Consider the following 11370-nt stretch of genomic DNA (forward strand, 5'->3'; position numbering starts at 1 on the left):
AAACCTTTAGAGAAATCCCGCATAGAGGGGCTACACGAAAAACCGCTTAAGTCCGTGCCATTCGGGACAGGGATATGTTGATTGAAAAAGTGCGTGAGAACGAGGTTGATGCTATTGCTGAATGGGCATACTGTGCCAAGAACTGTCTACTTGATTTGCCCTTCGACGAGGATTTGATCGTTAAGCGAGCAAGAGAGTCCGCCTTAAAAGGGTCGTATTTAGGGCACAAAGTATTGGCGGAGTGTTATCTCTTTAGCATAGGGGTTCCATATGATGAAAAATTATTTCGACACCATTTAGAGTTGGCGTCATCAGGGGGGCATCCTCTTGCGCAGGCTAGAATGGCTGACTTCATTTATTTAGGTGTGTTGGATAAATTTGCTAGAATGGGAATACCTCCAGTAAAGAGTGAAGCAAGGAGGTTGTATAAATTGAGCCAGCGCATTCCTAATATGGAGAGCATTAAATTGGAAGCGCGCCTCAAACTTCTTGGAGGGTTGGAGGGAAAGCGCGATGATGAGGCAGCAATGCCATTGCTACTAGAAGCGCATAGTAAATATCAATCTGTGTGGGCTGCAGATATACTTTATGAGCGATACTTTGATCGAACGGGACATCCTGTAAATAGAGACTTTTTGAGTCCAAAGGATGTCGAAAGTCTGCGCGAGCGAGTGAATGAGTTTAGGAAGGCAAAAGCATATTGCTGGAGTATGAGTTCAATATGGGATCTCATAGAAAACGACAACTGTCATATATACATTCCAGAATTGATAGATGCAATGAATGCGGGAGAACCGATGGCCTTCAAAGAGTCTATCAGTCCATGTCGGTGGAGTAAATATAGTAGAATGGAGGGGGCAACGATAGTCGTGGGTGACAAAGCAACAACTCAAAACATGGCTAAGGTTGCATATATGAATGGTGACCGCAGGGTTCGTACGTGTCAGATTCATGCTGAGGGATTGTTTATGGATGGTGATCGGAGGAAACCATTCTTAGAGTGTGAGGAGGCGGTTAAAGTGTACCTTGATACCCTGAAGCGCTATCCTCATGATAGAGAAACTCACTGCTTTTTGGGCGTGGCATTTTGTATGGCCACACAGCATGAGAAGCTTGATAAGAAGTATTTAGATATAGGTTTGGCTCATTTGGGGTATCGAGCGGATACCTCCTATGGAGCCCACTGGTTAGCTGGATATTTGGGAACATTAGAGGCTGAGCCTCTGGAAGGAGAGAGTTTAGTCAAGTTTGTGGCAGCCTGTGAGTGGGCTATGCAGAGAAATCATGGAGAATGGAAAAAAGTCGAGGCAATGTGGTTGAAGAGAGTGGAGAAGAATATAGACGAAGAAGTTAGAGGAAAGGTAAGGGAATTGCTTCAGGATGGATACCCCCACAGTGAAAAGTACCGTCGAGCTGCATTTAAAAAACTGCAAGAATACGGACATATTCCTGCTTCATACGAGTTTGATAGCAAAACGCCTCCGGACTTTTCCATTTCATCTGTCTGTACGGAGGGTGGCATTCTTACTCTTGTAGATGATGCTTTAGAAGGTGGTGTAGCTACAGCTAATATACTCTCAAAATATCTTGGAAGGAAGGAAATGAGCACGCACGAGCTTCAGCATTTATGTCGACTGCTTATTGAAGATGACGATAGATTGAGAGCAGTTTTACAAGAATTCAAATCGGGTGAATTTAAGGGGCAGGTCGAGGAGATATTGTTGTCTTTGGATAGAGAGGGGCGTTGTGATCAAGGGCAAAATGCTTTTGGTGCAGTTATGGGGTGGCAGATCCTTTTTGACGGTGAGACCGCTACAAGTTTGCCAATGATCTGTTCGATCAAAGGAGGATGGGCTGATCAAAATAAGGGGTTCATAGAAGGTGATGTCATAGAGTCATTTCACGGAGTGAGTCTGAAGGGGAGGAATTCTAGAAATTTGTTTATGAGGCTCATTCAACTTTGGCCCCGGGGTGAGGACGCTCAGCTGCATATTGGGCGTTCCCAATGTGGAATAAAAGGGGCTTTTGACAGTAATTTGAAAACGAAAAAGCGTAAGCTTATTCTCAATTTACAGTAGGAGTTGTGGATTTCGGAGTATGGAGGGGAATCGCTGAGGGTTTCCACTGAGTAGCTAAATCAATGGTAGTCTATGGCCATTATAAAAAGTGGTGTGACTTTTACTCGCACTTTTTCAATTAGCTGTATATGTAGAGGCAGCAATTATTCAGCAGGGGGCTGAATTTGATAGAGAATGCATGCGGAACATATTTGGATTTGGGTAGGGATAGTCTTCTGTTTATCACAGTCGGCAATGTTCTCTGGCTTAAACTTGGCCTTATTTTCGTTGGGTCGGATGGGTTTAGAAGCGGAGGCTGAGAAGGGGAATGGTGCGGCGAAGTCGATATTGAGGCTGAGGCAGGATTCCAATTTGTTGTTGTGTACGATTTTGTGGGGCAATGTTTCTGTGAACGTATTGTTAGCATTGTTATCTGACAATGTGATGGCGGGTGTGGCAGGATTTATCTTTTCGACTGTGGGGATTACCTTTTTTGGTGAGATCATTCCGCAGGCGTATTTTTCGAGGAATGCATTGAGGGTGGGGGCGAAGCTGATACCGATCATTCGTTTTTATCAGTTATTGTTATATCCGGTGGCAAAGCCATGTGCGTTGATATTGGATGGATGGATTGGCCCTGAGGGACCGTCCTTTTATCGTGAGCGCGACATTGAGATTATTCTCAAGAAGCACATTGATGAGGACGATAGTGAGATCAGTGCGAATGAAGGGCGTGGAGCTTTGAACTTTTTGGCATTGGATGACAGGAAGATTTCGCGTGAGGGAAGTGTGATCAAGCAGAGTACGATACTGGAGCTGCCGACTAAGATGGATTTACCTGAGTTTCCAGATTTCAACACTGAGGAAGGGAAGGCATTTTTAGCGGGATTGAAGGTGAATCCGGCAAAGTGGCGGGTGATTACGGACGAAGAGGGTGAGCCTCTTATCGTGTTAGACACGCCGGAGTTCTTGGCGCGTTATCTTGCTTATGATGGGTCTGTGGACGTGTATAGATTTTGCCACCGTCCGATTTTGATCGATGAGCCTGACATAACTCTAGACTCGGTGTTAGGCCAGTTTGTGGTAGAGGCTGATGACCGCAACGACCACGTGGTGGATCAGGATATTGTCTTGTACTGGACTGAGCACGAAAAGCGCATCATCACGGGAGCTGACATTTTTGGTCACCTTTTGAGGGGTATTGCTCAGAGGGTGCCGATGGATCCTTCGGACCGTGCGGAAGAGCACGGTTTGCGTCCATCTAGTTAGAGAGAAGCGCGTCTTCTTCTGAGCAGGCTGATACTACCGAAGGCTAGCAACAGGCTTGTGGTGGTGGGCTCGGGTACGATAGAGATCTGGTCGATGTTGACCTGTTTAAAGTCATTGTTAGCGGTGACACCGAGGTTGGTGTCGAAGAAGATAGATTTCACACTATCGCCGTCGAAGCTTCCTGATGAGCTGAGGAAGGATGCATGAAGTTCTGAGCCGGCGAGGATGTCAGCGGTGTTAGCGATGAGGGCGTATTGTGAGATATTGTCGGAGGTATCGACTAGGCGAAAGGTGAAGCTGACATTGCTGGTACCAGGGAGTGCGTTTCCGGTGGAGAAGTCGACGGCAAAGGAGAGGTCTTGGAAATTGGCAACTCCTGAGTTGGTGAGGATATTTTGGTTACTCCCTGTGAGGCTCCATGAGACTTCGTGTTGGGTAGAGTAGTCGTCTTCAGCGCCGCCCCCATCTCCGCGGACGTTTTGTAGGCTGAGGCGGCTGTTTGCTGATGAGATGACGGTGCGTCCGACATTGTCTGTCCCGATGCCTGGGGAGCCGAAGGGGTCATTTGGGTCGATCGTGATGGATATTCTACGGTTACCGATAGCGCTGGCGCCAAGGCTTTCTTGGAGAAGGGTGCTGCTGATTTCACTTCCGGTAATTTCTACTTGGCTGGCAGGGTCTGGTGAGGGGTCGGGGTTTGGGGTGCCAACGACAGAGAAGTTATCAATGAGAATGGCTGAGGTGGCGGCTGAGCTGATGCAGGTGATACTCAGAAGTAGGGTGGGAGTTGTTAAGTATGAATGCATAGTGAGAAATGGTGAGCGTATTTTCTAACACTCTTTCTCACTCTCAGGCAACACAAAAGTGCAGAGGGGGCTGCTGCCATTGGGGGAGTAGGGCCGGGGAAGGCGATCGGTTAGTAGTCGACTGAGGGAGGGCTACCGCAGCATTGATTGGCCTCTAATCGAGGTGAGGAGGGGGGATTTGAGGGGAGGGCATCACCGATGTTCGATGCTCTTTTGCACCTTCGTGATACGCTTATTGATGCGCAGATAGGCCAAGAAAAAGCCACCCAAAGCGCCTATCAAGAAAGTGAGGAACAGGAGGAAGGCGAGTGGCATTTTGATTGTAGCGAACAAGACGGTAGTGGTGACTTGTTCGGTATTTTGTAGAATCACAACAATGACGAGGGCGACGAGCGCGAGGGTGATACCGAGGCGGATTTTTTTTGAAGTAGTCATTGTTAGGTGATGTGGACAAATTGCTTCACAGTATGAAAATGAGATGAAAAATCACCGGTCTATGCAATCCAATTTCGTGCTTCGAGGCTGATTTGGCACCTCACTGCGATGGCAATTGTGCCATCTCGCGTGAGCGGGACTCCTCAATCTCCGCCTTGCCAGTCACCAGATGATCTCTCATTGCCCAGCAAATCCGTTTGTCCACAAAAGGAGTTAGTTTCGCTTAGACCCAATCCTTTGGAGTGAGGTAGTGGGTGTAAAGTTTGTCTTCCGGAGAGTTAGGCTCTGGGTGGTAATCGTATTCCCAGCGCACGAGTGGTGGGAGTGACATGAGGATCGACTCAGTTCGCCCACCGGATTGAAGGCCAAAGAGGGTGCCACGGTCAAAGACGAGGTTGAACTCGACGTAGCGGCCGCGGCGGTAGAGTTGGAATTGGCGTTCGCGTTCGCCGGATGGGGTATTTTTGCGAGCCTCCACGATCGGTAGGTAGGCCTTGCAGTAGCTATCTCCCACCGAGCGCATGAAAGCGAAGGACTGGTCAAAGCCGAGTTCATTGAGGTCGTCAAAGAAGAGGCCACCGACACCACGTGGTTCGTTGCGGTGTTTGAGGTAGAAGTAGTCATCGCACCACTTTTTGAACCGCTCATAGATATCAGCGCCGAAGGGATCGCATGCGTCTTTGGCGGTTTGGTGCCAATGCTGGCAATCTGAGTCGTTGCCGTAATAGGGGGTGAGATCATAGCCGCCACCGAACCACCAGATGGGGTCAGCCCCTTCTTTTTTCGCGCAGAAGAAGCGTACATTGGCATGGCTTGTTGGGACGTAGGGGTTATGGGGGTGCATGACGAGAGAGACGCCCATAGCTTCGAATGAGCGTCCAGCAAGTTCAGGTCGGTGCGCAGTCGCTGAGGCTGGCATGGAGGCACCATGGACGTGGGAGAAATTGACCCCACCTTTTTCGAAAACTGCGCCATCGGCCATGACTCGGGAGCGTCCTCCTCCGCCTTCTTCACGTTGCCAGGAATCTTCTTGGAAGCATGCTTTTCCGTCAGCGGCTTCCAGTTGGGCACAGATAGAGTCTTGCAGGCCGAGCAAGTATTTTTTGATGGCGTCGGTATCGATGGTTGCGTTCATGTGGTATGGAGGAGCTTATAGGTACAGAGCTTGTGGGACGCAATTCTGGAATGGCGGCTTCTTGGAGGAGGGGGGGATTACCATTTATCGATGTGGCCTGGGTAGTCTGGATTTTTTGTTGGCATATTTGCCTTGGTATCGGCGAGCCAGGAATCGAGCATTGTGCCTAGTTTGTTGGCGACTTGTGATTCTTTGGTGAAGAGGTTGTTTTGTTCTTTCGGGTCCTTGGTTAGATTGAAGAGCTCTGATGGTTTTCCTGAGTAATAGCGGATGAGTTTATAGTCACCGAGCCTAACGACGGCACCTGGGGAACCACCTTGGTTTCCCCAGTGTGGGTAGTGCCAGTAGAGTGGTCTTTTTGGGTCTGCTTTGAGGAGGCTTACTCCGTCTATGTGGTGTTTTGGTTGAAGTGGTAGGTTCAGGGCATCGAGAATGGTTGGGAAAATATCGGTGCTGGTGAAGAGGGTGTCAGAGGTGGATCCAGGCTTTGTATTTCCTGGAATGCGAATGATGGTTGGTTCTTTAATGCCGCCTTCGTAGAGCCAACCTTTGCCACCTCTCAGAGGCATGTTAGAAGTGGCCCAACCTTCGGAGGTCGAGAGGCCACCATTGTCTGAAGTGAAGATAATGACAGTGTCATTGTATTTTCCTGTTTCTTTAAGTTTGGCAACGACTTTACCGACGGCTTGGTCCATGGCTTCGACCATGGCGGCGTAGATTGCGTGGTCTTGCTTGAGTCTGACTCTTCGTGGGGTATCGAAGCCCCAGCGTTGGGAATCGGAATAGCCTAGTTTGGCGGCTTTCTTTTTGTATTTTTCGACAAGGTCTTTCCGTCCGATGAGTGGGGTGTGGACGGAATAGAAGGAGAGCATGGCGAAGAAGGGGGTATCACCTGTGGACTCGATAAATTTGTTAGTTTCTGTGGCGAGTCGGTCGGGGAGGTGTTCACCCTCTGGGCCGTCTGTGAGTGTGGGGTTACCGTAGGGTGAGAAGTATTTTTTTCCTCCGTAGGGGCCACCTCGGGTCCAGCCTCCTTTATTGATGTCGAAACCGTGGTCTGTTGGCCATGAGCCTTTTGATCCAAGGTGCCATTTGCCGGCGAAGAAGGTATTGAAGCCATGTTGTTTTAGGGCTTCGGGGATGGTGGTGTGTTTAGCTTCTAGGGTTTCGATGTAGGGGGCGGGGAGGACGGGCATTTTTTTCCAACGGGTGGGGACCTTTTTTCCAGGGGCTGGGTTGAAGGCGCCGAAGTAGTCGGTGTTTTTTGTTCGGGCTGGGTATTGTCCGGTCATGACGGCGGAGCGAGTGGGGGAGCAGACTGGGCATGCGGCGTAGGCCTGGGTGAGTTTAAGCGCGTCTGCACAGAGGGCGTCGAGGTGAGGGGTTTCGTAGAATTCTGAGCCGAAGCAGCCGAGGTCGTGGTAGCCGAGGTCATCGGCAAAAAAGAAGACGACATTTTTGGGGGCGGCTATGAGAGGGCTCAATAGGGCGGCCAGAATGAGGAGTGCGTGTTTCATGGTGCAATAGGGTACGTGGGGGCAGTGGGTGCTCTACCAATTAGAGTTCAAAAAGATCGAGTGCGTGATGGGGGGAGATTTGGAGGTTTGGTCTGTGCTATGCAGTCGTGGAGTGATCGTTCTGCGGGGCGTTCTCTGCGGCGTAGTTGATGACATCGCACATTGATTTCATACCGACGAAGTAGAGGACGATTTGGGCGAGGCCAGCTAGGCTAAAGACGAGGGAGACACATTGGCAGATGGCCATTGCGAGAAAGGGGCCTTCGGCGGCTTGAGGGGAGGCGTTGAGGGAGGCGAAGCGTTTGCGGGTGAGGTTCCATTCTTCGGCCCATTTCCAGTAGGCGATAAAGGCCCAATAGAAATTAAAGAGAGGGATAAAGAGAAAGCCTGCAGCTTTTCCTGGTGTTGTGTGGGCGCCTGCTGGTTGGAGGACGACCCAAGCTCGGTAGACATAGATGGCACCTAGGACCGTGCCCCAAACGCTGGTAGCGAGCATCAAAATCGCGCTAAAAATGATACCGGGGCTCAAGAAAGAAGAGAAGTCAGGGAGCTCAGGTGGGGCAGTGGGCTGGGGAAGCTTTTCTTCCTCGATGGGAGGGGGAGATTCATCTGAGGAATGCGGCTCGGCGGGGGTGGGAATCAGCTCGATTTCTTCTAAAGGAATGAGGCGTTCTTTTTCTTGTTGGGAGGCTTGGTAGGCAGAGTGTGTTGTCGATTCTACGAGCTCGATGAATGCAGCTGTCAGTGAGGCAAACAGAATGAGGAATGCGACAAATGCACTGCCGAATGCAATGATGAGGAGGGCGTAGTTAGCTCGCTTTACGTGCGGGAGGGGATATTCGGTTTGCTGGTTTTGCACCGTGTTAGAGCCTACTCTTGGAGTGGCATAGGGGGAGAGAGTCGGAGGGGAGGGCTGGTGCAGTGGCGGTGGGGAGCTAGGATCGAGGTTGCGAAACTCGCTCATTTCAGAAGCGGGAGTCCAGTCGTGCATGCCCTCATGCCAGACGAGAGTATCAGAAGGCAGCTCGCCATTGAGTTTTTTGGCGAGTTCGGCTTGGGAGATAGGGCCGGCTTGTTCGCCCTTAAGGGTGTAGTACCACATGTCGCAGGAGATCATGTGGTTTTTAGAGCTTCTCGTCTAGCAGCTATTTGTGGGGCTCAATTGGTTAGGCCGTGATTGCACATCGCTTCGCTCGCTAAGCGATGTTTGGATTATTTCTGGAAAGGGTGCCTTTCAGCCAGCTCGGGACTGGGCTTAGGGGGGCTTAGCCAGTCGAAACATGCGCCTTCACTCACAGACAAGACAATGTGTCCAAATGTGTTAAGGGGGGATGTGTTAGATATTCGAGTGATGAGCGATAGATTGTTCTCCTCGGTGGAGGTAGCAATAGGCGATGAGGATGGAGAGCCAAGTGACTGGGATTGCCCAGATGAGGCCGACTAAGAGGGCGATTGCTCCAGCAATGACGATGAGGATGTTGAGGATGCAGAGTCCGAAGATGGAGAGGGTATTGCTCCTAGTGAGTTCGAGGCTGTATTTGAGTGACTCTATAATTCCGAGGTCTTTGTCGACGATGGCGGTGTGATAGAACATGAGGCGGATTCCGAGGTAGATACCTGGAATGACGAGGAAGATGAGGCCGATGCCAACGATGAGGCCGTAAAGGATAGAAGCGAGAAGGACTTTGATGAGCTTCGAAGCGCTTTGGGAGAAGAGCTGGGAGGGGGAGGCTTCTCTTCCTCTCAGGAGGTTGAGTCCAATGAATGTGAGGCCTAGTCCGATGTAGGTGGTAAGGATTTGCTTTGGGATTTCCATGATGAGAGCACCCCACTGCATGGGTTGGTTGCTTTGGCTGAGGCTTTCGGCGAGTGCTTCTTCTGGGGTCATGTCATTGAAGCTATCGACAGGCATAGCGGTGCTCGGGCCGTCAATTAGGGAGGCTACCATTGAGAAGGCAAATGCGATGGCAAAGGACAGCAAGATATAAACAAACCAGACTAGAAAGACGTTACCAAACTGGGAGGTGGTTACCTTCCAGGCGTGAGACACGCAGAATCCGATATCTAAGGGGATTGGAGTTTCAGGGATTTCATCTGCAGTGTTGTTATCGAGATCTGGTGCGACAGAGGTATTGGGGGTAGCGTATGGGTTAGAGATTGACGATGGGCTGGGAGGTGGAGCGATGGCAGCATCCTGAGAGGTCTGGAATGCTGGAACTTGCTTGGCCGGGAGCCAGTCGGTCATGCCTTTTTGCCAGACGAGGGTGTCAGGTGTGAGTTCGGTGGAGAGTTTTTGGGCGAGTTCGGCTTGGGAGATCGGGCCTGCTTGTTGGCCATTGAGGGTGTAGTACCACATGGGTGTGAGTGTGCAGCTAGAAGTTAGATGTGTGAAGTTCTAATACCAAATCGCACTTCAAAAGAGACAAATAAGCTGAGCTGGCGAAGATTGAGTGTGATGAGGGAAAGAAAAAAGGCGATCAGAATCTGATCGCCTTTTGAAATCATTGTTCTTCTATGCGAGGGGCTTAGAAGTGGATCGCGTGGTCGTCGGCGTCGAGTGTCGCCTCGTGGATTGCTTCTGCGAGAGTTGGGTGTGCGTGGATGGTGCTATGGATTTCATCCGCGGTACATTCCATTTCGAGAGCGAGGCCCATTTCTGCGATGAGCTCAGTGGCGTTGTCACCGATGATGTGAGCGCCGAGGAGTTCACCATGTTCTTTACCGTAGAGGAGCTTGACGAAGCCTTCAGTGTCGGCGGCAGCTTGTGCTTTTCCGATGGCAGCGAATGGGAACTTACCGACTTTGTATTCGACGCCTTCTTCTTTGAGTGCGCGCTCGGTTTTACCTACGGACGCTACTTGTGGGTGGGCGTAGGTACAGCCTGGGAAGTTACCGACTTTACGTGGGACTTTGCCTTCGATGAACATGCCTTCTACAGCTTGGACAGCCTCGAAGGAAGCGGTGTGAGCGAGCCATGGTGGGCCAGAGATATCACCACAAGCGAAGACGTTAGGGATGGAAGTCTCGTAGCGGTCATCGACTTTGATGAATCCGCGATCGAGTTCAGGCTCGAGGCCACCAGGAAGAACAGGGGCGACGCCGATAGCTACGAGGCAGACGTCTGCGGTAATTTCCTGAGTACCTTTGGCATTTTCGACGGTGAGGGTGACGGAGTCACCATTGTCTTGAGTGCCAGTGACTTTGGTGTCGGTGAGGACGTTGATACCTTGTTTTTTGAAGGACTTGCCGATTTCAGCACCGACTTCATCGTCTTCGACAGGAAGGATATTTGGCATCATCTCGATGAGAGTGACTTTAGTACCAAATGCGTTGTAGACGTAGGCAAATTCCACGCCGATAGCGCCTGCGCCGATAATGGCGAGTGATTTTGGTTGTTCCTCGAGTACCATCGCTTCCTTGGAAGAAATGACTGACTTACCATTGAAGGGAAGTGGTGGGAGTTCGCGGGACTTACAGCCAGTAGCGACGAGGATCTTGGATCCTTCGATCACTTGTTTTGTACCGTCAGCGGCGATGACTTCGACTTTGTTGTCACCGAGGACGTTGCCGTGGCCTTTGATGTAGTCGACTTTGTTCTTTTTGAAGAGGAACTCGATACCGCCGGCGAGGCGTGTGGAAACTTTACGTGAGCGTCCGACTACTTTTGACCAATCGTATTGGAGGTTGTCGAAGGAGAGGCCGAACTCTTTGGCCTTTTTTGTGAGTGTTTGGTAGAGCTCTGCATTTTTTAGGAGAGCTTTAGTTGGGATACAGCCCCAGTTGAGGCATGTGCCGCCAGCGCGGTCGACTTCGACACAAGCTACTTTTTTACCAAGCTGAGCTGCGCGAATTGCACCAACATATCCGGCTGGGCCGCCGCCAATAACAATGAGGTCGTATGACATAATATTTGTTTAGGATGAATATTTCCGCGCTTTTGGCCAGAGCCGCGCATTGGATGCGGGAAAGGTAGGAGTGGAAGTGCGAAGTGAAAAGTGAAAAGTGTGAAGTTTCAGCGAGATTCGTTTTCCTTCGGGGAGGGCGCCGTGGCAAAACAGCATCAGGCGCTGATGGTGCGGTGGTTTCCTAGTGTGCTGTCAGCGAAGTCCTCTTCATATTGGTGCGAATATTGCTGACAGCTCAGTATGGCT

General features: G+C 50.5%; 9 protein-coding genes. 2 read left to right on the forward strand and 7 right to left on the reverse strand.

The genetic code is table 11. The annotated features are described in order from the left end of the window. The first annotated feature begins 74 nt into the window (after window positions 1-74). Together ACFSW8_RS16325 and ACFSW8_RS16330 are read left to right on the forward strand one after the other, a co-directional pair. Entirely contained in the window at window positions 75-2078 is a 2004-nt protein-coding gene (locus ACFSW8_RS16325) for an SEL1-like repeat protein (RefSeq protein ID WP_377178784.1), read from the forward strand. 174 nt (window positions 2079-2252) lie between these two features. Then, window positions 2253-3326: a DUF21 domain-containing protein gene (locus ACFSW8_RS16330; protein WP_377087542.1), complete on the forward strand. Its 1074-nt coding sequence runs from the start codon at window positions 2253-2255 to the stop codon at window positions 3324-3326. Here the strand turns inward: ACFSW8_RS16330 and ACFSW8_RS16335 are convergent. The 7 genes from ACFSW8_RS16335 to lpdA form a co-directional block, all read right to left on the reverse strand. Further along, the gene (locus ACFSW8_RS16335; RefSeq protein WP_377087540.1) at window positions 3323-4132 is read right to left on the reverse strand and encodes a PEP-CTERM sorting domain-containing protein; all 810 of its coding nucleotides are present in this window, start codon (window positions 4130-4132) and stop codon (window positions 3323-3325) included. The genes ACFSW8_RS16330 and ACFSW8_RS16335 overlap by 4 nt on opposite strands. A 192-nt stretch (window positions 4133-4324) precedes the next feature. Then, the gene (locus tag ACFSW8_RS16340) at window positions 4325-4567 is read right to left on the reverse strand and encodes a lipopolysaccharide assembly protein LapA domain-containing protein (protein ID WP_377087539.1); all 243 of its coding nucleotides are present in this window, start codon (window positions 4565-4567) and stop codon (window positions 4325-4327) included. Window positions 4568-4790: 223 nt separating this feature from the next. Further along, on the reverse strand, window positions 4791-5702 hold the full coding sequence (gene hemF / locus ACFSW8_RS16345) for an oxygen-dependent coproporphyrinogen oxidase (protein ID WP_377087538.1): 912 nt from the start codon (window positions 5700-5702) through the stop codon (window positions 4791-4793). Window positions 5703-5779: 77 nt separating this feature from the next. Further along, window positions 5780-7219, reverse strand: a complete 1440-nt coding sequence (locus ACFSW8_RS16350; protein WP_377087536.1) for a sulfatase — start codon at window positions 7217-7219, stop codon at window positions 5780-5782. A 97-nt stretch (window positions 7220-7316) separates the two neighbouring features. Beyond that, window positions 7317-8336 (reverse strand): DUF4339 domain-containing protein, encoded by a 1020-nt coding sequence (locus ACFSW8_RS16355; protein ID WP_377087534.1) that lies wholly within the window; start codon window positions 8334-8336, stop codon window positions 7317-7319. Between the two features lie 219 nt (window positions 8337-8555). Beyond that, window positions 8556-9575 (reverse strand): DUF4339 domain-containing protein, encoded by a 1020-nt coding sequence (locus tag ACFSW8_RS16360; protein ID WP_377087530.1) that lies wholly within the window; start codon window positions 9573-9575, stop codon window positions 8556-8558. Between the two features lie 169 nt (window positions 9576-9744). After that, window positions 9745-11124, reverse strand: coding sequence for a dihydrolipoyl dehydrogenase (lpdA, locus tag ACFSW8_RS16365; protein WP_377087528.1), 1380 nt, complete (start codon window positions 11122-11124; stop codon window positions 9745-9747). Window positions 11125-11370 lie beyond the last annotated feature (246 nt).

Origin of the sequence: Rubritalea tangerina, assembly GCF_042683245.1 — a bacterium.
GTDB classification, from domain to species: domain Bacteria; phylum Verrucomicrobiota; class Verrucomicrobiia; order Verrucomicrobiales; family Akkermansiaceae; genus Rubritalea; species Rubritalea tangerina.

Excerpts from the sequence above, each read along its gene's own strand:
- ACFSW8_RS16325 (WP_377178784.1), top strand. The coding sequence starts at position 75 with ATGTTGATTGAAAAAGTGCGTGAGAACGAGGTTGATGCTATTGCTGAA.
- ACFSW8_RS16330 (WP_377087542.1), top strand. The coding sequence starts at position 2,253 with ATGCATGCGGAACATATTTGGATTTGGGTAGGGATAGTCTTCTGTTTA.
- ACFSW8_RS16335 (WP_377087540.1), bottom strand. The coding sequence starts at position 4,132 with ATGCATTCATACTTAACAACTCCCACCCTACTTCTGAGTATCACCTGC.
- ACFSW8_RS16340 (WP_377087539.1), bottom strand. The coding sequence starts at position 4,567 with ATGACTACTTCAAAAAAAATCCGCCTCGGTATCACCCTCGCGCTCGTC.
- hemF (WP_377087538.1), bottom strand. The coding sequence starts at position 5,702 with ATGAACGCAACCATCGATACCGACGCCATCAAAAAATACTTGCTCGGC.
- ACFSW8_RS16350 (WP_377087536.1), bottom strand. The coding sequence starts at position 7,219 with ATGAAACACGCACTCCTCATTCTGGCCGCCCTATTGAGCCCTCTCATA.
- ACFSW8_RS16355 (WP_377087534.1), bottom strand. The coding sequence starts at position 8,336 with ATGATCTCCTGCGACATGTGGTACTACACCCTTAAGGGCGAACAAGCC.
- ACFSW8_RS16360 (WP_377087530.1), bottom strand. The coding sequence starts at position 9,575 with ATGTGGTACTACACCCTCAATGGCCAACAAGCAGGCCCGATCTCCCAA.
- lpdA (WP_377087528.1), bottom strand. The coding sequence starts at position 11,124 with ATGTCATACGACCTCATTGTTATTGGCGGCGGCCCAGCCGGATATGTT.